Origin of the sequence: Streptomyces sp. NPDC050534, assembly GCF_044457745.1 — a bacterium.
GTDB lineage: Bacteria > Actinomycetota > Actinomycetes > Streptomycetales > Streptomycetaceae > Streptomyces.
Genome location: NZ_JBITHF010000010.1, coordinates 1 through 22,441, shown reverse-complemented (window position 1 = coordinate 22,441; position 22,441 = coordinate 1). Strand labels below are relative to the sequence as shown.

At 73.2% G+C, this 22,441-nt stretch carries 23 protein-coding genes; 16 read left to right on the top strand and 7 right to left on the bottom strand.

What is annotated here, in order from left to right; translation table 11 throughout:
* Positions 1–73 precede the first annotated feature (73 nt).
* Positions 74–832 (bottom strand): polysaccharide deacetylase family protein, encoded by a 759-nt coding sequence (locus ACIBN2_RS30215; protein ID WP_399139034.1) that lies wholly within the window; start codon positions 830–832, stop codon positions 74–76.
* Positions 829–2,172, bottom strand: coding sequence for a glycosyltransferase (locus ACIBN2_RS30210; RefSeq protein ID WP_399139032.1), 1,344 nt, complete (start codon positions 2,170–2,172; stop codon positions 829–831). Before ACIBN2_RS30210 ends, ACIBN2_RS30215 begins: the two co-directional genes overlap by 4 nt.
* 143 nt (positions 2,173–2,315) lie before the next feature.
* On the opposite strand from ACIBN2_RS30210, the gene ACIBN2_RS30205 reads away from it, so the two are divergent.
* Together ACIBN2_RS30205 and ACIBN2_RS30200 are read left to right on the top strand one after the other, a co-directional pair.
* Positions 2,316–2,996 carry a hypothetical protein gene (locus tag ACIBN2_RS30205; protein ID WP_399139030.1) on the top strand — a complete coding sequence of 227 codons (681 nt, stop codon included), beginning with the start codon at positions 2,316–2,318 and terminating at the stop codon, positions 2,994–2,996.
* Entirely contained in the window at positions 2,996–3,688 is a 693-nt protein-coding gene (locus tag ACIBN2_RS30200; RefSeq protein ID WP_399139028.1) for a DedA family protein, read from the top strand. The genes ACIBN2_RS30205 and ACIBN2_RS30200 overlap by 1 nt, the downstream gene beginning before the upstream one ends.
* A 224-nt stretch (positions 3,689–3,912) precedes the next feature.
* On the opposite strand, the gene ACIBN2_RS30195 is transcribed toward ACIBN2_RS30200, so the two are convergent.
* Complete coding sequence (locus ACIBN2_RS30195) at positions 3,913–4,569, bottom strand: type III effector protein (protein WP_399139027.1); 657 nt, start codon at positions 4,567–4,569, stop codon at positions 3,913–3,915.
* 129 nt (positions 4,570–4,698) lie between these two features.
* Here ACIBN2_RS30195 and ACIBN2_RS30190 point away from each other — a divergent pair, with 129 nt between their 5' ends.
* The 3 genes from ACIBN2_RS30190 to ACIBN2_RS30180 all read left to right on the top strand — a co-directional run bounded on the left by ACIBN2_RS30190 (position 4,699) and on the right by ACIBN2_RS30180 (position 6,150).
* On the top strand, positions 4,699–5,130 hold the full coding sequence (locus ACIBN2_RS30190) for an Hsp20/alpha crystallin family protein (protein ID WP_399139025.1): 432 nt from the start codon (positions 4,699–4,701) through the stop codon (positions 5,128–5,130).
* Positions 5,131–5,238: 108 nt separating this feature from the next.
* Positions 5,239–5,634, top strand: a complete 396-nt coding sequence (locus ACIBN2_RS30185; RefSeq protein ID WP_399139024.1) for a DUF2267 domain-containing protein — start codon at positions 5,239–5,241, stop codon at positions 5,632–5,634.
* 81 nt (positions 5,635–5,715) lie between these two features.
* A complete protein-coding gene (locus tag ACIBN2_RS30180) occupies positions 5,716–6,150 on the top strand; it encodes a DUF2267 domain-containing protein (RefSeq protein ID WP_399139022.1) in 435 nt (144 codons plus the stop codon).
* 457 nt (positions 6,151–6,607) lie between these two features.
* On the opposite strand, the gene ACIBN2_RS30175 is transcribed toward ACIBN2_RS30180, so the two are convergent.
* From ACIBN2_RS30175 to ACIBN2_RS30165, 3 genes are all read right to left on the bottom strand, one after another.
* The gene (locus tag ACIBN2_RS30175; RefSeq protein WP_399139020.1) at positions 6,608–6,991 is read right to left on the bottom strand and encodes a BlaI/MecI/CopY family transcriptional regulator; all 384 of its coding nucleotides are present in this window, start codon (positions 6,989–6,991) and stop codon (positions 6,608–6,610) included.
* A gap of 106 nt (positions 6,992–7,097) precedes the next feature.
* Complete coding sequence (locus tag ACIBN2_RS30170) at positions 7,098–8,471, bottom strand: ATP-binding protein (protein WP_399139019.1); 1,374 nt, start codon at positions 8,469–8,471, stop codon at positions 7,098–7,100.
* On the bottom strand, positions 8,468–9,139 hold the full coding sequence (locus ACIBN2_RS30165; RefSeq protein WP_399139017.1) for a response regulator transcription factor: 672 nt from the start codon (positions 9,137–9,139) through the stop codon (positions 8,468–8,470). The genes ACIBN2_RS30170 and ACIBN2_RS30165 overlap by 4 nt, the downstream gene beginning before the upstream one ends.
* 158 nt (positions 9,140–9,297) lie before the next feature.
* Between ACIBN2_RS30165 and ACIBN2_RS30160 the strand changes: the two genes are divergently transcribed.
* The 3 genes from ACIBN2_RS30160 to ACIBN2_RS30150 are packed head-to-tail and all read left to right on the top strand — an operon-like array spanning position 9,298 to position 11,632.
* Positions 9,298–9,957, top strand: coding sequence for a DUF4956 domain-containing protein (locus ACIBN2_RS30160; RefSeq protein ID WP_399139015.1), 660 nt, complete (start codon positions 9,298–9,300; stop codon positions 9,955–9,957).
* Positions 9,954–10,772, top strand: coding sequence for a polyphosphate polymerase domain-containing protein (locus tag ACIBN2_RS30155; protein WP_399139014.1), 819 nt, complete (start codon positions 9,954–9,956; stop codon positions 10,770–10,772). Before ACIBN2_RS30160 ends, ACIBN2_RS30155 begins: the two co-directional genes overlap by 4 nt.
* Entirely contained in the window at positions 10,769–11,632 is an 864-nt protein-coding gene (locus tag ACIBN2_RS30150) for a phosphatase PAP2 family protein (protein WP_399139012.1), read from the top strand. Before ACIBN2_RS30155 ends, ACIBN2_RS30150 begins: the two co-directional genes overlap by 4 nt.
* A gap of 30 nt (positions 11,633–11,662) precedes the next feature.
* Here the strand turns inward: ACIBN2_RS30150 and ACIBN2_RS30145 are convergent, their stop codons facing one another.
* Positions 11,663–12,751, bottom strand: coding sequence for an ABC transporter permease (locus tag ACIBN2_RS30145; RefSeq protein WP_399139011.1), 1,089 nt, complete (start codon positions 12,749–12,751; stop codon positions 11,663–11,665).
* 218 nt (positions 12,752–12,969) lie between these two features.
* Here ACIBN2_RS30145 and ACIBN2_RS30140 point away from each other — a divergent pair, with 218 nt between their 5' ends.
* From ACIBN2_RS30140 to obgE, 8 genes are all read left to right on the top strand, one after another.
* The gene (locus tag ACIBN2_RS30140) at positions 12,970–13,524 is read left to right on the top strand and encodes a TetR family transcriptional regulator (RefSeq protein WP_399139010.1); all 555 of its coding nucleotides are present in this window, start codon (positions 12,970–12,972) and stop codon (positions 13,522–13,524) included.
* A gap of 115 nt (positions 13,525–13,639) precedes the next feature.
* On the top strand, positions 13,640–13,939 hold the full coding sequence (locus ACIBN2_RS30135; RefSeq protein ID WP_399139009.1) for a hypothetical protein: 300 nt from the start codon (positions 13,640–13,642) through the stop codon (positions 13,937–13,939).
* Between the two features lie 43 nt (positions 13,940–13,982).
* On the top strand, positions 13,983–14,975 hold the full coding sequence (locus tag ACIBN2_RS30130; RefSeq protein WP_399139008.1) for a hypothetical protein: 993 nt from the start codon (positions 13,983–13,985) through the stop codon (positions 14,973–14,975).
* A gap of 48 nt (positions 14,976–15,023) precedes the next feature.
* Positions 15,024–15,788, top strand: coding sequence for a TIGR03936 family radical SAM-associated protein (locus ACIBN2_RS30125; protein ID WP_399139006.1), 765 nt, complete (start codon positions 15,024–15,026; stop codon positions 15,786–15,788).
* 261 nt (positions 15,789–16,049) lie between these two features.
* A complete protein-coding gene (locus ACIBN2_RS30120) occupies positions 16,050–19,841 on the top strand; it encodes an Rne/Rng family ribonuclease (RefSeq protein WP_399139005.1) in 3,792 nt (1,263 codons plus the stop codon).
* A 267-nt stretch (positions 19,842–20,108) separates the two neighbouring features.
* Positions 20,109–20,429, top strand: a complete 321-nt coding sequence (gene rplU, locus ACIBN2_RS30115) for a 50S ribosomal protein L21 (RefSeq protein WP_046259920.1) — start codon at positions 20,109–20,111, stop codon at positions 20,427–20,429.
* A gap of 14 nt (positions 20,430–20,443) precedes the next feature.
* Positions 20,444–20,698: a 50S ribosomal protein L27 gene (gene rpmA / locus ACIBN2_RS30110; protein ID WP_037854440.1), complete on the top strand. Its 255-nt coding sequence runs from the start codon at positions 20,444–20,446 to the stop codon at positions 20,696–20,698.
* A gap of 135 nt (positions 20,699–20,833) precedes the next feature.
* Positions 20,834–22,270, top strand: coding sequence for a GTPase ObgE (obgE, locus tag ACIBN2_RS30105; RefSeq protein ID WP_399139003.1), 1,437 nt, complete (start codon positions 20,834–20,836; stop codon positions 22,268–22,270).
* The last annotated feature ends 171 nt before the right edge of the window (positions 22,271–22,441 follow it).

The following is a 22,441-nucleotide window of genomic DNA, read 5'->3' as shown; positions in this document are numbered from 1 at the left end:
GCGGATCACGATGCCGGGCGCGGAGTGCTCGCGGCGGGGCGGACACTGCGAAGGCTGCGCGGCTGATGCCGTATCAGCGAGTCGGACGGGGCATCGTGCCGGGCACGGCGTGCTCCCGCAGGGGGCCGATCCTCCAGCCCTGCGTCTCGCAGGTGTCGAGGATGCGGGGGAGTGCCCGGAGGGTGGTGCGCCAGGAGCCGGGGGCCGAGGTGCAGTCGGAGTCGTGCAGGAGGATCGTGCCGCCGCCGCGCAGGTCGCGCAGGACGGTGTCCTGGACCGATCCGGGCGTGGCCCGTCGGCGCCAGTCCTCGCCCCAGCAGGTCCACAGGACCGGGGTCAGGCCGAGGCGGCGGCAGGCCAGATGGGCGGCGGTCGTCATCACGCCGTACGGGGGCCGGAAGAGCGTCGGCTGCTTTCCGGTGGCGTCGGCCACGGCGTCGCGGGCGCGGGCCAGGTCGTCGTACGTGGCCCGGGGCCCGCGCAGCAGCAGGGGGCGGTGGTGCCACCCGTGGACGCCGATCTCGTGGCCGGCCGCCGCCGTCTCCTGCGCCGGTCCGGGCGAGCGGACCAGCATCGAGCCGAGCAGGAAGAAGGTGGCGCGGATTCCGCGCGCCGCGAGAAGGTCCACGAAGTGCGGGGTCGACAGGTGATCGGGACCGTCGTCGAAGGTCAGGGCTATGTGGTCCGGGCGGCCCTGTCCCGCCAGCCGGGGCATGGCCCTGTTGCGCAGGGGCCCGAAGGTCGAGATCACCGGTGCGGCGTGCACGGCGGCGGCGAGCGCGGGCAGCGCCACGGCCGCGGTGCGCAGGGCAGCGCGGCGGGCCGGGGTCATCGTCCGTCTCCGTCCAGGTAGTGGGCCACGGCGGCGAACCGCGCCGGGGTCTCGGCGTAGGTGTGGGCGAGCGGGGCGGCGACGCCGAGTGTGACGATGGCCGCCGCCGTGGATGCCGTCAGGGCGAGCCGCCGGCCGCGCGGGAGGCGGCCTGCGGGGGCCGGCCGTGTGCGCGGCGCGGGCTGCGGCCCGGTTCGCGCGGCGATGGCGGGCACGGGTCCGGGGCCGGTGCGGTGCAGGGTGAGTCCTGCCGCGCGCTGGGACCTGCCGCGCGGGCCGTGGAGGAGTTCGGTGAGCGTCGGGCCGAGGTCCGCGCGGTCGCGTATCCAGGCCGCGAGACCCGCCTCGTCGAGGGCGGCGGCGTTGGTCCGGCCGTGACCGGGGATGCAGCGGTAGCTCGCCACCGGCAGTCCGGCTGCCAACGCCTCCAGTGACGTCAGCCCGCCCGCGTTCTGGACCAGCACGTCGCAGGCGTGCATCAGGCCGGGCATGTCGCCCACCCAGCCGAAGGCGTGCTCGATCCCGTCCTGGCGCAGCTGCGCTGCCAGTGCCTCGTTCCGCCCGCACACCACCACCGGCACCGCGACCTCTGTCGCACTGATCTCGGCGGCGGCCCGCCGTATCGCGCCGACTCCCCACGAACCGGCGACCAGCAGGGCCAGCGGTGCGTGCCCCGGCAGCCCGAACCGGTCGCGGGCGGCGGCCCGTTGACCTTGGGTGCGCGGGGTGAAGCGCGGATCGGTGACCGGTCCGGCGACGGTGACGGCGGCCGCGCCCTGTGCGTGGGCCTGGGCCGCCGGCACCGCGTGCACGGCCAGGTGCGCGTCGATGCCGGGGGCCACCCACAGGGCGTGGACGGAGAAGTCGGTCAGGTAGGTGAGGGCCGGCACCGTCAGCAGCCCGCGCCGCCGCAGTCCGCCGAGGACCTGGCAGGCGCCGGGGTAGGTCGAGACGACCGCGCAGGTGTCCGGCCGCAGTGTCGCCAGCAGACGTCGCTGGGTACGGCGGAACAGTGCCCGCCACACGGCACCGGGGCGCACGGCGTGCTCGGTGGCCTGGTAGAGGCGCTGGTAACCCTCCGGTGCCCAGGTCAGCATGCGGCGGTAGGTGCCGCGGAGCAGCGTGCCCGTGCCGGCGGGCAGCAGGTCGAGGAGGTCGTACCGGTCCACCAGGAAGCCGTGCGCGGACAGCCGGGCGGCCAGTCCCGCGGCCGCGCCGTCGTGCCCCGCGCCGACACTCGCGGAGATGATCGCGATCCGCCGGGGCCCGGGCCCCGGCAGCAGCGGCACGGCGAACGGCGAAGGGGCCGGTTCCGGCACCCGGTCGTCACGGTGAAGCACGCTCGATCAGCCTCCTGACGGGATGTGCGCCGTGGGCTGTGGGCGCCGGGAGCCGAAGCTACTACATGATGTAAAAGTTGGGGAACGGCGCGGAGGGAGTGAGCGTGTAAATCTTCTACGACATGTAGAAATAGGATGCCGTCGTGGAACCGGAAGCAGGAGAGGTGGGCACGGAGTGCGAGCCGGGTGCGGGAAGGCGGCCGCCGGCGGTCGCGGGCCGCCTGCGCCGCTGGGCCGCGGCCGTGCTCCTGACGGTGATCCCGGCCGTGTACCTGGCGATCTCGGCCGACCAGAGCCACAACGTGACCGCCGCGCGGAAGTTGCGGGCCGAGCAGAAGGGGCTCGTCCACGAGACGCCCTCGGCGGTGCAGCGCGGCGTGTACCAGGTGCCGGTACCGCCCGGCGCGGGCGATGTCGCCTTCTTCGAGGCCAACACATGGGAGAAGGACTCGCTGTACGTGCAGTTCACCACCACCCGCGCCGGGCTCACCGGCTTCCTGGCCCGGACCGGCACCAGCCGCGCGCACCTGCGCCACGGCCGCGTCACGATCGCAGTTCCCCGCGGCCAAAGCGCCCGCGTCCGCTGGCGCTTCCCGGCGGGCCGCCACTGGGCGGGAACGACGCTGCCCGCACCGGGCCTGCATCCCTCACGCGAGATCACGGTGAACCTCGACGACCCGGGCAGACCCGCCGTGTACGTGGTCTCCACCATCCGCTTCGTCCACTACGGCCACGCGACGCGGCGCCCGTCCCGGCAGCATGGCTCCACCTCCCCCGGGTACCCCGCCGGTCGAGGCTCTGATCGATCCAGAGGTGATCCCTGATGGCCGCGCCTCAACTGCCGGGCGTGTTCGCCGACCTCGCGCCGCTCCTGAACCACTGGGGCTACACGGCGGTCGGCGGTCTGCTCTTCCTGGAGGACTTCGGCGTGCCCGCCCCCGGGGAGACGGTGCTGATCGCCGCCGCCGTGTACGCGGGAGCGGGGCAGCTGAACGTCGTCGCGGTCGCCGTGATCGCCTTCCTCGCCGCCGTCTGCGGCGACAACATCGGCTACGTCATCGGCCGGTACGGCGGCCACCGCCTCGTCACCCGCTACGGCAGCTACGTGCTGCTCACCCCGGCCCGGGTCGAGAAGGCGGAGGCGTTCTTCGTCCGCAACGGCGGAAAGGTCATCACGGTCGCCCGCTTCGTCGAGGGACTGCGCCAGGCCAACGGCATCGTCGCCGGACTGAGCGAGCTGCCCTGGCGCCGGTTCATCTTCTTCAACGCCCTGGGCGCGGCGCTGTGGGTGGGCGTCTGGGTGACTCTCGGCGAGCTGGCCGGAACCCACATCGGCACCCTGTACCCGACCATCCGGCGCTACGAGCTCTACGTGCTCGTCGGCGCGGGTGCCGTCCTGGCCGCCCTGGTGGCACGTCATCTGCTGCGCCGCCGCCAGCGGGGGCCGGAGCGCTCTTCCCCGTCGAGCCCGGTGGAGCGGGAGCGCACGGTGCGGGAGGAGAGGAGCCAGGGCTGAGGGTGGGGGCGCGTCCGGCGCCATTCGCAGGGCGGACGGCCGGGCTTCGGGCGCCTGCGGTCGCAGCCGTTGACCAGGGGCCGGCCCGCGACGCGTGCCACGATCCCCACCCGTGCGGCGGCATCGGCGGTGCCTGCTCCCGGCGGAGGCAGCGCGGATCGGCGCCCCGCCCCGACGCGACCGCTGCCGCGCGCGTCACGGCAAGGCCGGCCGACCCGCACCGGTCAGTCGGGGGCGCCGCCTGTGGCCTGGGCGGAGTCGGTGAGGGTGTCGAGGCGGGCGGCGAGGTCGGGGTGGTCGTCCGTCAGGTGGGGGCGTGCCGCGTTCAGGGGGCGGACGAGGGCGGTGGGATCGTCCCGCGCCAGGGCCGCGTCGAGCTGGCTGACGGGCAGGCGGGCGGCGGTGGGCAGGTCGGTGAGGGCGGTGATCTGGCCGGCGATGCGGCGCAGGTCGGCGGCGTTGTTCCGGGCCCAGGCGGTGAGGGTGCGGTCGGCGGCGCGGCGTTCGCGGGTGGCCTTGACGCGTTGTTCCCCGGTGCTTCCGGCCGGGCCGGGCCGGTTTCGCAGATAACGGCGTTCGGCGGCCTGGCGGCTGGCGACGCCGAGGGGGTGGGCGAGGTCGGCCCAGCTGGCGCCCGCGTCCCGGGCTGTCTCGATCAGGCCGGCCTCCCAGCCGGCGAGCTGCTCACGCACCTGCCGCAGCAGCAGGAGGGAGGCCAGGGCCTGCTCCCGCCCGGCATCCATGTGGTCGGGGGCCTCGGACGCCTCGTCCTGGGCGGCGCGCAGGGCGTCGTTGATGGTGTCCAGGGCCGCCGCGGCAGCGAGAAACGATGCCGGGTTCTGGGTGCCGGGACGGGATTCCGGTCGCTCGGCTGCTGTCACGGGTACCTCTCTCCGATGTGTCGTCCTTTCGATGACCCCATGTTTGTCATCCATTGGATGACATGTTACAACGGTTTCCGTGAGGCGCATTGGCAGGTACTGCCCTGAACCTTCTGGAGGTGTTTCACGATGTTGATGCGCACCGACCCCTTCCGTGAGCTCGACCGGCTGACCCAGCAGCTGATGGGCCCCGGCACCTGGTCACGGCCGTCCGCGATGCCGATGGACGCCTACCGCGAGGGCGACGAGTACGTGGTGGCCTTCGACCTGCCGGGCGTCAGCCCCGAGGCGATCGACATCGACGTCGAGCGGAACATGCTGACCGTCAAGGCCGAGCGCCGGCCCGTGGCGAAGAGCGACGACGTGCAGATGGACCTGGCGGAGCGTCCGCTGGGCGTCTTCTCCCGCCAGATCGTGCTGGCCGACACACTCGACACCGAGCGCATCAGGGCCGACTACGACGCCGGGGTGCTCACCCTGCGCATCCCGATCGCCGAGCGCGCCAAGCCCCGCAAGATCGCGATCGGCGGGGAGTCCTCCCGCAAGGAGATCTCCGGCTGAGCCCGGCGTACCGGGCCGGTCAACGGCGGAGGACGGGAGCCTGATCTCCCCCTCACCCGTCCTCCGCCCCCGACGGAGTGCAGCAGCTGAAGAAGGGCGGCGGCCGACGTGACCCTGCGACGGGAAGCCTTCCTCGACCATGTGAAGGAACGCGGCGAGTACCGCAGTGCGCAGGAAGCGGAGCGCGCAGCCCGCGTGGTCCTCGCCCTGCTGGGCGCACACCTGGTCGGCGAGGTACGCGCCCAGCTGGCGGCGCGCCTGCCGGAGGACTACGCCCTGATCCTGCTGAACCCGCTGCAAAGCGCCGAACCGCTGTCACCCGAGCGGTTCGTGCGGGCGACGGCGGCCTGGATCGAGGGGGCCACCGAGCAGACCGCGACCTGGGACGTCGGCGCCGTCCTCAGCACGGTCGCCGACGCCGCCGGTGACGACCTCGTGGGGCGGATCCTGCTCCAGCTCCCCGCCGGCTACGACCTCCTCTTCGGCCGCCCGCAGCCCACCTGACCACCCCCACGCACGGTGCCCGCGCGCCCTGCCGGGCACCGGCGTCCCCACCTCGGCGACAGAAAGGCAACCACCGCAGTGATGTCCGACCGGCTTGCACCGCTCGAGCACCTGCCCGCGATGACGTTCGAGCAGATGCTGGACAAGGTCCGTTACGAAGGGGCCTACCCCACCCGGGAACGGGCCGAGGAAGCCGTCCGTCTGGTCCTTTCGGGACTCGGGCGCCAGCTGACGGGCGAGGAACGCGTCGACCTGGCCGCCCGCCTGCCCCTTCAAGCGGCACGGATCCTCACCGAGCAGATCCCCGACACCCGGCCCCTCACCGGCTGGGCCTTCGTCAAGGACCTCGCCACCCGCAGCGGCGCCACCCTCGGCACCACCCGCTGGGACACCGGCTCCGTCCTCGTCGCCGTCGCCGCCCTGGCCGGCCCCGAACTGCTCACCCGCATCCTGCGCCGGCTTCCCGGCGGCTACGCACTGCTGTTCGGCCGCGCCGAACTCACCCAGGCCGCCTGACCAGCAGAGGAAATCTATTGTGGCGGCAGTAGACATTGGCGTGCTGCCGAGCTACTGTATGTGCCGTACCCAGGAAGTCGAAGTGGGCACGGCAGAGACGAACTGCCGTGCGAGCAGATCAGGCAGGACGCGACCCGAAGGGTCGTGGGCAGTACCCGCGGTATCCAGCAGTACGACCGAGAAGTCGAAGGTAAGGAGCCGAACGCCATCAGGATCGCCCGGGCGAGGACGTGTCCGCCCGGGTACCGCAAGGCCCCGGATTGGAAGGTGGTCCCCGGTCACGCATCCGCGATCCCCGCAGCCCCGCCCTCCCAGGCGGCCGCCGCGGATACAGAAGCCGGCGCAGCCCGCCGGTAGATGGTGTTGAAAGCTCGGGGCCCGGGTGCCGTACGGCACCCGGGCCCCTCGGCGAGCGACTGCGCACCCGAGGCGGCCGGCCGTAGGGATCCTCGTGCCGTTACGTCCGCTCGGGGCCGTCCCCGCGCAGCAGCTGCTCCAGCATCCGCTCGTCCTCCGCCGACAGGTCGGACACGAACCGGGCCAGCACGGCCGCCCGGTCCCCGCCCTCGTCCAGCAGCGAGTGCATCCCGGCCGCCGCGAGGCCCGGCTGGTCGTGCACGGGTGCGTACAGGTGGCTGCGGCCCTCCTTGCGCCGGGTCACCAGTCCCTTGTCGCACAGCCGCGTCAGGATCGTCAGCACCGTGGTGTACGCCGTGTCACCGACCAGGTGCTTTTGCACCACGGCCGCGCTCGCGGGCCCGCCGGCCGCCCACAGGGCCGCCAGCACCCCGCTCTCCAGCTCACCACGCGCACGCCGCCCGGACTCCCTGTCGCCCGCCACTCAGGCACCTCTTTCCGCTCGGCGTCCCGTCCGCCCACGGGCTCACTCTCCGGCCGGTCCAAATTACTACGAGACGTAGAAAAGCGGGCCGACGGACGCCCGCCGATCAGCAGGGCAGGTCGAGCGCGACGATGACGCCGTGCCCGTCGTTCTCGGCGTGCGCGGTGCCGCCGTGCGCGGTGGCCACCGCGTGGACGAAGGCGAGCCCCAGGCCCGACCCCTCGCCGGTGCGGCTCGCCTCGGCGCGGGCGAAGCGGTCGAAGGCCCGGGGCAGGAACCCGGGCGGGAACCCGGGTCCCTCGTCCCTGACGCACAGCCGGAGCCTGCCGTCCTCGACGGTGGCCATGACGTGGACGGCGCCGTGGCCGTGGCGCAGGGCGTTGTCGACCAGGTTGCCGAGGGCGGGCCGCAGCCACCGGGCGTCCACGTCGGCACTCGTGCCGGCCGCCTCGGCGGTCAGCGTGCGCCCGGTCTGTTCGGCGGTGTGCAGATGGGCGGCGATCGCGTCCTGGACCAGGTCGGACAGGGGCACGGGGGAGCGGGTGATGTGTCCGGTACTGCCGAGCTCCTCCAGGTCGAGGAGGGCGTTGGAGAGGTCGATCAGCCGCTGCACCTCGGTGTCCACGGAGCGCAGTGTGCCGGTGAGCTCCTGCGCCGAGCGGGGGCGGTGCAGGGCGACGTCGATCTCGGCCCGCATCAGGGTCAGCGGGGTGCGCAGCTCGTGGCTGGCGTCCGCAACGAACCGGCGCTCGCGTTCGGCGGACGCGTCGAGGCGGTCGAGCATGTGGTTGAGGGTGTGGCCGAGCCGGGTGATCTCGTCGTGGCGGTCGGCCGGCACGTCCAGGCGCAGGTGCTTGTTGCCGTCGGCCAGCGTCGTGGCCCCGCTGCGGTAGCGCTCGACCGGGCGCAGGGCGCCGCGGGCGGTGCGGTAGCCGGCGTAGGAGGCCGCGATCAGGGTCAGGGCGGAGGCGAACGCCAGCTGGGCGAGGAGTTCGCGCAGCGCCTCGTCGCGGTGGCCGCGCCGCACGGCGGCCACCACGATCCTGCCGTGCCCGTCCGCCGTGACGGGCCTGGCCTGCAGACGCAGCGTGCCCGAGGTGATCGGCAGCAGGGAGCCGATGTCGCGCCGGACGGTGGCACCGTGCACCACGCGCCTCAACTCGGCCGGGGTGAGCAGCAGTTGGTGGCGGAGGGCGGCGCTGGAGTGCAGGACGCGGCCCTGTGCGTCGAGGACCTGCTGCAGACTGCCGCTGGGTCCCGGCGGCAGTTGCTCCCCGGCGCGCACGGCCCGGTCGAGGCTGCGCTGGTAGGTGGTGAGGTCGTCGTCGAGCTGCTGGTCCAGGGCGGTCCTGACCCGCCAGTAGACGAGGCCGGCCGCCCCGGCCAGGACCAGGGACATGGTGACGGCGACGGCCAGCACCAGGCGCGTGACGACGGGCAGTCGCCGGAACCACGCCCGGGCCCGGTCGCGCGGGTTCACGGGGCGGTCTCCAGGCGGTACCCGCGCCCGCGCAGGGTCGTGATCGTCGTACGGTCGAAGGCCCGGTCGACCTTGGCGCGCACCTTGGAGACGTGCACGTCGATGGCGTTGCTGCGCAGGTCGGTCTCGCCGTCCCAGACCTCGTCGAGCAGCTGGAGGCGGGTCACGACCCGGCCGGCGTTCTCCATCAGCACCCGCAGCACGTCGAACTCGCGGCGGGACAGGTCGAGTTCGGTGTCGGCCCGCCAGGCCCGCTGCTGCTCGGCGTCCAGGACCAGGTCGCCGGTCTGCAGACGGCCCAGGCAGTCGGGGCGGCGCCGGGAGATGGCCCTCAGCCGGGCCAGCAGCTCCTCCATCGCGAACGGCTTGACCATGTAGTCGTCGGCGCCCGCGTCAAGCCCGGCCACCCGCTCGTCGATCGCGCCGCGCGCGGTGAGCAGGATCACAGGCACGTCGATGCCCTCGGCGCGCAGGGTCCGGCACACCTCCACCCCGTCCAGGCCGGGCAGCATGACGTCGAGGACCACGGCGTCCACGCGCGGGTCGCGGGCGGCGGCCAGGCCGGACCGGCCGTCGTAGCGGCCCTCGGCGGTGTGACCGGACTCGGTCAGGTAGTGAGCGACCAGGTCCGTGAGGCGGATCTCGTCGTCGACGACCAGGTAGTGCATGGCGGTCAGGCTAACGGCCCGCGCACACCGCTCCCGTCCGGGGCCGGTACGAGGCTTCATGGTCTGTTCATGTCCCGTCCCTACCGTCGTTCACGTCGCGGTGCTCCGCGGACCGCGACCGGTCCGCCGTCCGACGTGCCGTGACGGAAGGGACAGTCATGCACGCAGCGGTCACGGTGCTCGCCGCCAAGGGCATCACCGACCACATCGCGCCCGCGGACCTGATGGCCCGCGGCGGTCTGGACGTCATAGCCCTGCTCCTCCTGGTCGGCTGGCTCTACCGCCGCCGCCCCAGCGCACCGGCGATGCCCCTCGTCCTGGCCTCGCTGAACATCGGCCTGTTCGCGGCGATGAGCACGATCAGCTCCGGCAAGTTCCCCGCCGGTGTCGGCTTCGGCCTGTTCGGCATCCTCTCCCTGGTGCGGCTGCGCAGCGCCGCGTTCACCCTGCGGGACGTCGCCTACACCTTCGTCACCCTGGTCATCGCCCTGTGCACCGGGCTCCCGCACCGCCAGACCTGGCTCGTCGTCGTGCTCGGCGCGGCCGTGCTGGTCGCCGTGCTGCTGGTCGACGACCCCCGGACGTACGAGCCGCCGACCCGGACCGTGAGACTCACGCTCGACCGGATCTATCCCGAGCCCGCCCTCATCGCCGAGGACGTGGCGCTCCGCTTCGGGCAGGCGCCGCTCTCCGTGGAGGTCGACGAGGTCGACTACGTCCGCGAGACGACCCGCGTCTCCGCCCGCTACCCCGCCCTGCCGGACGCGAGCGAGCCCGCTGCCGACGCCGTACCGGCCGAGCGGGTGACGGCTGCGTGACCCCCGCGTTCTCCCTCGCCACCGGGCTCGGACTGTCCGCCCTGCGGGGCGCGACGCTGGCCGAGGTCGACGCCGCCGCGGCCCTCCAGCACCGCACCGACCGCAAGTACCTGCTCCCGCTCGACGAGGCCCGGACGTTCGTCCGCCTGCTCGCCGGCAGCCATCACGTCCTCGACCTCGGCGGGCGCCGTACGACGAGCTACCTCAGCACCTACTTCGACACCGAGCACCTCGCCGCCTGGCGCGCCCATGTCCAGGGCCGGCGCCGCCGCTGGAAGGTCCGCACCCGCCTGTACGCGGAGGACGGGCTGTGCCGGGCGGAGGTGAAGACCAAGGACGGCCGCGGCGCCACGGTCAAGCACGCGCTCCGGATACCGGCGGACGCGTACGGCCGGCTCGGCCCGCAGGCCGCCGGGTTCGTGGGCGACGTGCTGGGCGGGGCCGGTATCCCGGTCACGGCCGGGGAGCTGGCCCCCACCGCCGAGATCCGCTACGTCCGCGCCGCCCTCGCGGATCTGGAGCACGGCACCCGCGTCACCCTCGACGGCGCGCTCACCTTCCGGCACGGCGCCCGCGGCGCCGCGCTCGACCCGGGCCTCGTGCTCGTCGAGACCAAGGGCGGCGCCCGGCCCGCCCCGGCCGACCGGCTGCTGCTGCGGCTGGGCGGCAGGCCCGTGCCGCTCAGCAAGTACGTCGTCGGCCAGTCCCTCCTCACGCCCGGCCTGCCCGACAACGACGTACGCCGCCTGGTCCGCACCCACTTCACGACCCAGGCGCGTACGCAGCCGCTCCTCGAAAGGACCCCCGCCGCATGAACGCCCCCCATGGCATCAAATGGCCGTACGCCCTGATCGCGCTGCTCGCGGTCGCGGCCGCCGCGTTCGGCGTGCTGCGGCCGCAGCTGATCCCGGCCGCCGCCTCCACCTCCGCCGCCAAGAAGAAGCCCGGGGCCACGGAACGGGTCAAGCAGAACCCGCCGCCCAGGCTCTTCGGCGACGCCGAGATCGCCTCGACCGGCCAGCAGGCGGTGGCCCAGCGTAAGAAGGCCGACGCCGCGTTCGCGCAGTGGAAGGCCGCGCACGGCACCGTCCGCGACGACAAGGCGTTCGCCGCCTGGGCGGCGCGGCAGGTCCCGGCGCCGCCGTCGGCCGGGCAGCGCACCGCCGAACTCCACCAGGTCCAGGCGCTCGCCGGGTCCCGTACCGCGGCAGGGAAGAAGGCCGCGACCTGGCTGGAGCTCTACGGCAAGAAGGACATCTGGAAGCTCTACCTCCACGACCAGCGCGAGCTGATCCCCGCCCAGCAGGGCACGGCCGAGAAGGCCCAGCTCAAGGCGGCCCTGAAGCTGGCCAAGACGATCAGCGACCAGCTCGCCGCCAAGGACAGGCAGCCGGCGCCGTTCGTCCTGGAGCCGAGCCTGCGCCCGGACAAGCACATCAAGCCCGGCGCCAAGGGCCCGTACTCCTATCCGTCCCGGCACGCCGCCCGTTCCGCCGCGGCCGTCACCTTCCTCTCGGCCCTCTCCCCGCACCGCGCCGAGGACTACGAGTGGATGCGCGCCGAGGTCCTCTACTCCCGCCTCTACATGGCCGGTCACCTGCCCAGCGACCTCACGGCGGGCACCTTCCTCGGCGACCTCGTCGGCGACTACGAACTCGCCGTCAGCGGTCACTGACCCCCTCCCGCGGGCGGCGGGTCCCCGGGCTCAGGCGCCCGCCGCGGAGCGGCCGCGGTGGGCGACGTGCCGGATGCCCGTCGACGCGGCGACGCGGTCGAGGCCGTAGACGGCCGCCGTGCACAGCACCACCCAGGCGGAGAGGATCACCAAGCCGCTGTCGAGCCCGTCGTGGTGGAAGTAGGCGAGCCCGTTGATGGCCCGCACCCCGACACCGGCCGGCATGACCGAGGCCAGGGGCTGCAGCCAGCCGGGCAGGAAGGACGGGGGCAGGACGCCGCCGCTGGAGGCGTTGCCCATGACCAGCATGAAGATCGAGCCGAGCGGGATGCCGAGCGAGCCGAAGATCCGGATGAGCAGACCGGTCCCGGCCGCCACGGCGCCGGCCATGAGCGCGACGACACCGGCGAGGGCGAGGAAGGACCCGGGTATGGCGTCGAAGACCGTGCTCGCGATGAGTGCGGTGGCCAGGCCCCCGGTGACGGCGAAGACCGCGAGGCTGAGCAGGCGCTGGGCGAAGGACAGGCGCGGCGCCAGCTGGTACGTCATCTGGCCGAACAGGAATCCCGCGAGGACGAGCCCGAACGAGGCGTAGAAGACGGACAGTCCGCGGCTGTCCCCCTTCGACAGCGGGAGGATGTCCCGCACCTCGATCCGGCTCCCGTCGGGGGTGGCGGCGTGGCCGAGCGGAGTGACCATCGCCTGGACGGCCAGGCCGTTGGCGCCCGCGTACAGCAGGCGCGGCGGGCCGGAGGTGTCCACATAGGCGGCGTACGCGGTGCGGTGCTCGACCGCCGAGCGGGCGGCGTCGGCGTCCCGGTAGCGCTCCAGCTGGAACGCGTCGGGCGCCGCGCGCTGCAGCCGTACGTCGAAGAGCGCCGCCGCCCGGTCCGAGGCGGCCACGGCGACCGGCAGCCGGTGGGGCGTGGGCGTGTGGAACGCGGCGAGGAAGACGGCGACGAAGACCAGCCCGATGGTGAGCACGGTGACGACCGGGGCCAGCACCGCCTTGGGGCCGGTCAGGCCGGGCCGGACGGGCGCCTCGTCGGGCGGTGTCCCCGCGCGGTGCCGGCCCACGTCCGGATTCGTGTCGGGCTTCATGACGTCCTGCTTCAGCACGAGCGCATCTCCTGGTGAATCGCGCCTCCCCGGGGAGGTTGCGGATGCCTCCCGCACCCGCAAGTCAGCAAGTGCTGACATAACGACTGTAGGCGAATCCGGCGCCCGCGTCCAAGGAGGGCCGTGGCGGCCCGGAACCCTCCTGGTGCGCATGTGAGGGCCCCGGCATGGCAGAGTCGCCGGGAGTGACAGGCCGTAACAGGAGGGATGTCGCGCCGATGAGCGCCGAGAAGCCCGCGCGCCGGAGGGACTCCGCGCGCAGCAAGGAGCTGTTGGTGCGGGCCGCGGGCGAGCTGCTCGCCGAGCGCGGGTTCGAGCGCACCACCGTGCGCGACATCGGCGAACGCGCGGGGCTCGACCAGGCCCTGATCGCCAGGTACTTCGGGGGCAAGGCACAGCTCTTCATCGCCGTCCTGCGCGCCGAGGCGGGCGGCGAACTGGAGCTGGACCTGCTCGATCCCGAGCGGGTGGGGGAGCTGTTCGAGCGCATCGGGCAGCGCGGTCCCGGCCCCATCTTCCAGGCCGCGGTCCAGCGCCCGCGCGACCCCGCGGTCGAGACCGCCACCCACGAGGAACTCCGGGTCCGGCTGATCGCGCCCTTGAAGGAGGCCTACGAGCGGCAGGGGCTGGACCGGCCGCAGCTGAGGGCCGAGGTGGCGGTGGCCGCCTTCGTCGGCGTGCTGCTGGGCCGCGGCTCCGGTGCCTTCGAGGAGCTGGCGGACGCCGGCCCGCAGGAACTGCTGCCCCTGGTGCAGAGCCTGCTGAGCCGGTGAACGGGCGGCCCGGACTTCCCGGACCCGAACTCCCCGGACGAGGAAGGGCGGTTCGGCGGCGGGCGCCCTAGTCTGACGGCATCAAGCGGTTCTCCTCACCTGCGCGGGAGGTCTCATGGCCGGGACGAGCGATCTCCTCACCACGGCACGGCAGGAACACCTGAAGTACTACGCGGCGCTGAGCAGGCACCTCCCCGATCTGGAGGGCGAGGTGATCGCCGCGGCGCACGACGCGATCCGCGGCCTGGCCGCGCCCGCCCCGGACACGCACCTGCCCTCCTCCGTCTACCCGCCGGTGCTCGAGGCCCTCGCTGCGGCGGTCGAGTACTGCGAGTTCACCGGGCACCCTGAGGGCGTGCGGTACTACCGGTACTGGCATGCCCTGCTGGTGGCCGACCAGGCACTGTGCGACTGACCGATCCGGGATCCGCGGCGGCGATTGCGGCGTCCAGGTCTGTATGGAACTGCAGAAGCCGCCCGCCGGGACACCGGAACAGCAGCCCGCGCGGCAGGCCCCCGAGGGATGTCTGGTCGTCGCGATCCGTCTTCCGGTGCGGATCGTCGTCCTCGTGCTCGTCCTGCCGCTGCGGATGGTGTGGGACGCGCTCGTGGCCGGCGGGCGCTTCCTGAACGACACCGTGCTGCGGCCGGCAGGACGGGCGCTGCTGTGGACCGCGCGGGTGCTGCTCGTGTGGCCGTGCGTCGCGCTGTGGCGATACGTCGTCGTGCCCCTGGGCGGGGCGCTCACCCGGCTCGGGCACGTACTCGTCGCCGTACCGCTCACCTGGCTCTACCGATACGCCCTGACACCCCTCGGGCACGCCCTCGCGTGGCTCGCGCGGTACCTCGTCGTCGTGCCCGCCCGGTGGCTGTACGCGTCGGTGCTGACGCCGGTGGGGCGAGCGGTCGCCTGGTGCGCGAAGGGGCTCCTGCGGGGCGTGGGCCTGATCGCCAGCGGAGTGGGGATCTGCCTGTACTGGGTCCTGCGGGTGCTGCTCGTGCTGCCCGCGCTCGCCCTGTGGCGGTGGGTGCTCACGCCCGTCGGGCGCCTCCTCGCCGTCGTCGGGCGCGAGGTGGGGCAGGCGCTCGGGCATGCCTGGCGGGTCGCCGGGCGGATCTCGCTCACCGTGGGCCGGGTCCTCGCGACCCTCTTCCGGTGGATCTTCGTGGAGCCCGTGCGCTGGTTCCACCGCACCGTGCTCACCCCCGTCGGCCACGTCGTGCGGGACATCGTGCTGCGGCCCGCCGCCGAGGCGGCACGCAGCGTGGGTCGGACGGCCCGGACGGCACTCGCCTCCGCGCGGGAATCCGTGCGGCAGGCACGGGCCGACTTCCGGCGCATGCTGTTCGGCGAGCCCCCGGAACCGGTCGAGGCTGTGGACCGGCGGGAACCTGTGGGCCGCGCGGCACGTACTCTTGATAGCAGTACGACCGCACTCACGAAGGACTGAACGACACTGGGCAAGCGACAGCCCGAAGGCCCGCCGCCCGCACCCGCGGTGCAGCGCATCCGACTGCGCTACACCAAGCGCGGCCGCCTCCGGTTCACCAGCCACCGTGACTTCCAGCGCGCCTTCGAGCGTGCGCTGCGCCGCGCCGAGGTGCCCATGGCGTACTCGGCGGGGTTCACGCCGCATCCGAAGGTGTCGTACGCCAATGCCGCACCCACCGGCACGGGCAGCGAGGCGGAGTACCTGGAGATCGCCCTCACCGAGGCGCGGGATCCGGAGCAGCTGAGAGCACTGCTCGACGAGTCGCTGCCCGACGGGCTCGACGTGGTCGACGCGGTCGAGGCCCGCACCTCCGGGCTCGCCGACCGGCTCACGGCTTCCGTGTGGGAGCTGCGGCTGGAACGCGTCGACCCGGCGGAGGCGGAGCGCGCCGTCGCGGCCTTCAACGCCGCCGAGACCGTCGAGGTCCAGCGCATGGCCAAGAACGGCGTGCGGACCTTCGACGCACGCTCGGCGGTCGCACAACTGGAAACGCACCGTTCGACGGCTGATAGGCCGACCGACCAGCCCTGTGCGATACTGCGGCTGGTTGTTCGGCACGTGACGCCTGCCGTACGACCCGACGACGTCCTGTCCGGTCTCCGCGCCGTGGCCGACCTGGCGCCGCCGGTCCCCGCAGCGGTGACCAGGCTGGCGCAGGGGCTGTTCGATGCAGAGACCGGCACGGTGACCGACCCGCTCGCGCCCGACCGCGAGGCGGCGACGGCCCTACCCATGGCCGACTCCGCTGCCGCCGCGAAGGCGCCGGCGTAAGGAAGGTCCCGCGAGGGACGGACGTCGAAAGCGCAGCCCTGGTACTCGGGAGCCACCTGGGTCGGGCAGCGCACCGACCAGAAGACTTTCGCCAGGCCGTACGCATGAGGTGTACGGAACCGGCGAGACAGGACACGGAAAGCTCCCGTGCGGCGCCCGCGCCCCGGACGGCGGCACCGCGCATCGCGCGAGCCGCGGACGTCACCGGCGTTCTGCCGGACCAGGCGCGGCGCCCGGGAGCCTGACGGGAGAAATGCCCGCATGCTCGAACCGACCGAACCCGCAGAGTCCTCGACGGGCTCCGAACTGAACACTCCGAGCGACACCTTGCCGCCGCGTCGTCGGCGCCGTGCCGCTTCCCGCCCGGCGGGTCCCCCCGCCGCGGGCGCCTCCGGGACCCCGGAGGAGATCGTCGCGCCGGCCATACCGGCCGACGGCGACCAGAAGGCCGACGAGGACGAGACCGCCGAGGTGGCGGCCACCACCGCGTCCGAAGAGGCCGTAGAGACCCAGGAGACCGAGGCACCCGCGCCCGCCGCGCGTTCGCGGCGCCGTGCGACCCGTCGTGCGTCCGCGCCGGCCGGGGCACCCGCCGAGGCGGAGACGGCCGAGACCGTCGTGGCCGCCGCTCCCGCCGAGACGGAGACCGCGGCCGAGGAGAGTGCGGCCGTCGCCGAGGCTCCGGCCGAGGACGCAGCTCCTCCGCGTACGCGCCGTCGCGCCACGCGCCGTGTGTCCGCGCCCACCGCCGCGGAGGCGACTGACGCGGAGGACGCCGGGACGGCTGCCGCGGCCGAGACCGCCGAGCCTGCCGCCGAGTCCGGCGAGGCCGCCGAGGAGGCCGCCCCGCGCCGTACCCGTCGCCGGGCCACGCGTCATGTGACCTCGCCCGCAGAGGAGACGGCCGTGACCGACGCCGAACCCGCGGAGGAGGCCCCCGAGGAGCCTGCCGCGCAGCCCGCCGCCGTCGCCGAGGAGGCGCAGGCGCCCGCCGCCGAGCAGGCCGAGGAGGAGGCCGCGCCGCGGCGTTCGCGGCGCCGGACCGCCCGCAAGGCCGCGACCGGGTTCTCCGCGCCTGCCCGGACCGCGGAGGCGGAGGACACCGAGGACGCCGCGAGCGAGGAGCCGCGCCGCCGGGCGCGCCCCGCCGTCGCCGTGTTCCAGGCGCCCGTCTTCACCGAGCCGCAGTTCCAGACGCCCGAGCGGGCCGCCGCCCAGGCCGCCGCCGAGCAGGCCGAGGAGACCGCCGAACCGGAGGAACTCCCCGAGGAGCGGTCCGCGGCGCGCCGCCGGCGCCGCCGCCGGGGCGGCGCGTTCGGCGACGAGGCCGAGACGCAGACCACCGAGACCGCCGAGAGCGTCGAGAGCGCCGAGGACGAGCCGGAGGAGGCCGAGGACCAGGCCGAGGACGCCGCCGAGGGCGACGACTCCGAGGAGACCGGTTCGCGCCGTCGCCGTCGCCGGGGCGGCCGTCGTCGCCGTCGTGGCGAGTCCGCCGACTCCGGCGGTGACGACGAGTCGGACGAGTCCGACGACACCGCCGCGCAGGACGCCGAGGACACGGCCGAGCAGGCCGAGGACGACGACGAGGAGGACACCGACGACAGCGGCGGCTCGTCCTCCAGCAGCCGCCGTCGCAGGCGCCGTCGCCGTCGCTCCGGTGACTCCTCCACGGACGCCGAGCCCGGCGAGGGCGACCCGGAGCGCACCGTCGTCAAGGTCCGCGAGCCCCGCCCGAAGTCCGAGCCGTCCGACGAGGTGCAGTCCATCAAGGGCTCCACGCGTCTGGAGGCCAAGAAGCAGCGCCGCCGCGAAGGCCGTGAGCAGGGCCGCCGCCGCGTGCCGATCATCACCGAGGCCGAGTTCCTGGCCCGCCGTGAGGCCGTCGAGCGCGTGATGGTCGTCCGGCAGAGCGGCGAGCGCACGCAGATCGGCGTCCTGGAGGACGGCGTGCTCGTCGAGCACTACGTCAACAAGGAGCAGTCGACCTCGTACGTCGGCAACGTCTACCTGGGCAAGGTCCAGAACGTGCTGCCGTCGATGGAGGCCGCCTTCATCGACATCGGCAAGGGCCGCAACGCCGTGCTCTACGCCGGTGAGGTCAACTTCGAGGCGCTGGGCATGGCCAACGGCCCGCGCCGTATCGAGTCCGCCCTGAAGTCCGGCCAGTCGGTCCTCGTCCAGGTGACGAAGGACCCGATCGGCCACAAGGGCGCGCGCCTGACCAGCCAGGTCTCCCTCCCGGGCCGCTACCTCGTGTACGTCCCCGAGGGCTCGATGACCGGCATCAGCCGCAAGCTGCCCGACACCGAGCGGGCCCGGCTGAAGACCATCCTCAAGAAGATCGTCCCCGAGGACGCGGGCGTCATCGTGCGCACCGCCGCCGAGGGCGCGAGCGAGGACGAGCTGCGCCGTGACGTCGAGCGGCTCCAGGGACAGTGGGAGGAGATCCAGAAGAAGTCGAAGAACGGCAACGCCCCGACGCTGCTGTACGGCGAGCCGGACATGACCGTCCGGGTCGTCCGCGACATCTTCAACGAGGACTTCTCCAAGGTCGTCGTCAGCGGCGACGAGGCGTGGGAGACGATCTACGGCTACGTCTCGCACGTTGCGCCCGACCTCGCCGACCGCCTGTCGAAGTGGACCTCCGAGGTCGACGTCTTCGCCACGTACCGGATCGACGAGCAGCTCTCCAAGGCGCTGGACCGCAAGGTCTGGCTGCCCAGCGGCGGTTCGCTGGTGATCGACCGGACCGAGGCGATGGTCGTCGTCGACGTCAACACCGGCAAGTTCACCGGCCAGGGCGGCAACCTCGAGGAGACCGTCACCAGGAACAACCTGGAGGCGGCCGAGGAGATCGTCCGCCAGCTGCGGCTGCGCGACCTCGGCGGCATCATCGTCATCGACTTCATCGACATGGTCCTGGAGTCCAACCGGGACCTGGTGCTGCGGCGTCTGCTGGAGTGCCTGGGCCGCGACCGTACGAAGCACCAGGTGGCCGAGGTCACCTCGCTGGGCCTGGTGCAGATGACCCGTAAGCGGGTCGGCCAGGGCCTGCTGGAGTCCTTCTCCGAGACCTGCGTCCACTGCAACGGCCGCGGTGTCATCGTGCACATGGAGCAGCCGACCTCCGCCGGTGGCGGCGGCAAGCGCAAGAAGCGCGGGCGCGGCGGCGACGGGCACGTCCACGAGCACGAGACCGGCCAGGCCGTCGAGGCGGAGACCGCCGAGGAGACCGAGGCCGAGGTCGCCGCCGAGGTGGCGGCGCCGGTCCCGCTGGCCGAGCCCGACTTCGCGCCCGACGAGGAGCTGTACAGCAGCGTCGCCGAGGCGGAGGCCGCGGCCGGCCGTGGCCGTTCGCGGCGCCGGTCGGGCCGCCGGGCGTCCGCTCCGGCGGGTGCGCCGCGGCGTGAGGAGCGCAAGGCCGAGGCTCCGACCGCTCAGGAGGTCACCGTCGAGGCCGAGGTGGAGCGCCCGGTGCAGCCGGAGCCCGCCGCCGAGGTGCTCGCCGAGCCCGCGGCCATGGAGGACGCCGTCGCTCCGGCCGAGACCCCGGCCGCCGAGCAGGCGGCGCCCAAGGGGCGTGGACGCCGTCGCGCCACCCGCAAGGTGTCCGCTCCGGCGGGGTCGCCCGCGGGGGCGGAGGCCACCGTGGTGACGGTCGCCGAGTCCGCGCCGGCCGCCGAGGCCGAGCCGGCCGCGGAGCCCGAGGCTCCGGCGGAGAGCGCGGCTCCGGCCCGCCCGCGGCGCCGTGCCGTGCGCAAGGAGACCGCGCCCACCGCGTCCGAGGAGACGGCCGTCGTGGTCGTCACGTCGGGCACGGCGGACGAGGCGCCGGCCACGGAGGAGGGCGAGGCGGCTCCGGCCAAGAAGACGGCGCGTAAGACGGCCAAGAAGGCCACCGCGAAGAAGGCCGCCACCAAGAAGACGGCGGCCAAGAAGACGGCGGCGAAGAAGACCACGGCCAAGAAGGCGGCGAAGACCGCCAAGACGGCCGCGGCCAAGTCGACGGCGAAGAAGACCGCGGTCTCGGCCGCCGCCGACGAGAGCTGAGCCGCGCGAGCGGAGCGATGCAGTGAGCGTGCGGCCGGTCATGTGACCGGCCGCACGTCTGTGGGGCCCGGCCCGGTTTGACCCCCTCGGCACCGGCCCCGTAACCTTGACCGTCGGCGTGTCCATGGACTAGGACGCGCCACATCCCCGTAAACCTCTTCCTCCGGAGCGCCGGGTGCACTGCACCGGCCGCCCTGGAGAGGCCGCCCGTCTTCCGGACGGCTGGACTGCGGGGGTGCCGTTCCCGAGCGAGAGAGTGAGATCCGCGTGTACGCCATCGTGCGCAGCGGTGGTCGCCAGCACAAGGTTGCTGTCGGCGACATCGTTGAGGTTGACAAGATTTCCACTGCCAAGGTTGGCGACACGGTCGAGCTCTCGACCCTGCTCGTTGTCGACGGCGAGTCCGTGACCAGCGACCCGTGGGTGCTGGCCGGTATCAAGGTCCAGGCCGAGGTCGTGGACCACCACAAGGGTGTGAAGATCGACATCCTTCGCTACAAGAACAAGACCGGCTACCGCCGTCGTCAGGGCCACCGCCAGCAGTACACGGCGATCAAGGTCACTGAGATCCCCGCGGCTGCGAAGTAAGGGACTGAGGAGAGATGGCACACAAGAAGGGCGCATCGTCCACCCGGAACGGTCGCGACTCCAATGCCCAGCGGCTCGGCGTGAAGCGCTTCGGCGGTCAGGTCGTCAACGCGGGTGAGATCATCGTCCGCCAGCGCGGCACCCACTTCCACCCCGGTGCGGGCGTCGGCCGTGGCGGCGACGACACGCTGTTCGCGCTGCAGCCCGGTGCGGTGGAGTTCGGTACCCACCGTGGCCGCAAGGTCGTGAACATCGTTCCGGTCGCCTGAGTCTTCTGACTTCACGGCTCAGACCGAACGTTTCGCGAGGCGGACCTCACTTCCCGGTCGGGAAGGCGGGTCCGCCTTTCGCGTGTTACAGCAGAGACATATCCGTACGTATTCGCAGTGCTGGAGGCACCTACCATGACCACCTTCGTGGACCGCGTCGAACTGCATGTCGCCGCGGGTAACGGAGGCCACGGCTGTGCCTCCGTCCACCGTGAGAAGTTCAAGCCGCTCGGCGGGCCCGACGGCGGCAACGGCGGGCGCGGCGGGGACGTGATCCTCACCGTCGACCAGTCGGTGACGACGCTGCTCGAGTACCACCACTCCCCGCACCGCAAGGCCACCAACGGCAAGCCCGGCGAGGGCGGCAACCGCTCCGGCAAGGACGGCCAGGACCTGGTGCTGCCGGTGCCGGACGGCACGGTGGTGCTGGACAAGGCGGGCAACGTGCTCGCCGACCTGGTCGGCCACGGCACCTCGTACGTCGCCGCCCAGGGCGGCCGCGGCGGACTCGGCAACGCGGCGCTGGCCTCGGCCCGCCGCAAGGCGCCCGGCTTCGCGCTGCTCGGTGAGCCGGGGGATCTCCAGGACATCGTCCTGGAGCTGAAGACCGTCGCCGACGTGGCGCTCGTGGGCTACCCGAGCGCGGGCAAGTCCTCGCTGATCTCGGTGCTGAGCGCCGCCAAGCCGAAGATCGCCGACTACCCCTTCACGACGCTGGTCCCCAACCTGGGCGTGGTGACGGCCGGTTCGACCGTCTACACCATCGCCGACGTGCCGGGGCTGATCCCGGGCGCCAGCCAGGGCAAGGGCCTGGGCCTTGAGTTCCTGCGGCACGTGGAGCGGTGCAGCGTGCTGGTGCACGTACTGGACACGGCGACGCTGGAGTCCGAGCGTGACCCCGTCTCCGACCTCGACGTCATCGAGGAGGAGCTCAAGCAGTACGGCGGGCTCGACCGGCGGCCGCGGCTCGTCGTCCTCAACAAGATCGACGTACCCGACGGCAAGGACCTCGCCGAGATGGTGCGCCCGGATCTGGAGGCGCGCGGTTACCGGGTCTTCGAGGTGTCGGCGGTGGCCCATCTCGGCCTGAAGGAGCTGTCGTTCGCGCTCGCCGACCTGGTGGCGAAGGCGCGTGCCGCGCGGCCGCAGGAGGAGGCGACCCGGATCGTCATCCGGCCCAAGGCCGTCGACGACGCCGGCTTCACCGTGACGCAGGAGGAGGACGGGCTGTTCCGGGTGCGCGGCGAGAAGCCCGAGCGCTGGGTGCGGCAGACCGACTTCAACAACGACGAGGCCGTCGGCTATCTGGCCGACCGGCTCAACCGCCTCGGTGTCGAGGAGGAGTTGATGAAGGCGGGCGCCCGGTCCGGCGACGGCGTGGCGATCGGCCCCGAGGACAACGCCGTGGTCTTCGACTGGGAGCCGTCGATGATGTCCGGGGCCGAGATGCTCGGCCGGCGTGGCGAGGACCACCGCTTCGAGGCGCCGCGGCCCGCGGCGCAGCGGCGCCGTGACCGTGAGGCGGAGCGGGACGAGTCCCTCAAGGAATTCGACGGGTTCGAACCGTTCTGACCGGTGTTCCGATCGATGTTCTGATCGGCTGAGCCGAGACGCGGGGGGCGGCGGGGGGGGCCCCCCCCCGGGGCCCCCGGGGCCCCCCCCCCCCCCAAAAATAGGGGGGAACATAACGTAATGTAAAAACCCGCCCATCCCCGGCAATTAATGGGTCGGGCGCCCCCCGGT

Coding starts and splice junctions, on each gene's coding strand:
- ACIBN2_RS30165 (WP_399139017.1), bottom strand. CDS start 9,139: ATGCACTACCTGGTCGTCGACGACGAGATCCGCCTCACGGACCTGGTC.
- ACIBN2_RS30215 (WP_399139034.1), bottom strand. CDS start 832: ATGACCCCGGCCCGCCGCGCTGCCCTGCGCACCGCGGCCGTGGCGCTG.
- rpmA (WP_037854440.1), top strand. CDS start 20,444: ATGGCACACAAGAAGGGCGCATCGTCCACCCGGAACGGTCGCGACTCC.
- ACIBN2_RS30135 (WP_399139009.1), top strand. CDS start 13,640: ATGGCCGGGACGAGCGATCTCCTCACCACGGCACGGCAGGAACACCTG.
- ACIBN2_RS30180 (WP_399139022.1), top strand. CDS start 5,716: ATGTCCGACCGGCTTGCACCGCTCGAGCACCTGCCCGCGATGACGTTC.
- ACIBN2_RS30200 (WP_399139028.1), top strand. CDS start 2,996: ATGGCCGCGCCTCAACTGCCGGGCGTGTTCGCCGACCTCGCGCCGCTC.
- ACIBN2_RS30150 (WP_399139012.1), top strand. CDS start 10,769: ATGAACGCCCCCCATGGCATCAAATGGCCGTACGCCCTGATCGCGCTG.
- ACIBN2_RS30190 (WP_399139025.1), top strand. CDS start 4,699: ATGTTGATGCGCACCGACCCCTTCCGTGAGCTCGACCGGCTGACCCAG.
- ACIBN2_RS30140 (WP_399139010.1), top strand. CDS start 12,970: ATGAGCGCCGAGAAGCCCGCGCGCCGGAGGGACTCCGCGCGCAGCAAG.
- ACIBN2_RS30120 (WP_399139005.1), top strand. CDS start 16,050: ATGCTCGAACCGACCGAACCCGCAGAGTCCTCGACGGGCTCCGAACTG.
- ACIBN2_RS30160 (WP_399139015.1), top strand. CDS start 9,298: ATGCACGCAGCGGTCACGGTGCTCGCCGCCAAGGGCATCACCGACCAC.
- obgE (WP_399139003.1), top strand. CDS start 20,834: ATGACCACCTTCGTGGACCGCGTCGAACTGCATGTCGCCGCGGGTAAC.
- ACIBN2_RS30130 (WP_399139008.1), top strand. CDS start 13,983: ATGGAACTGCAGAAGCCGCCCGCCGGGACACCGGAACAGCAGCCCGCG.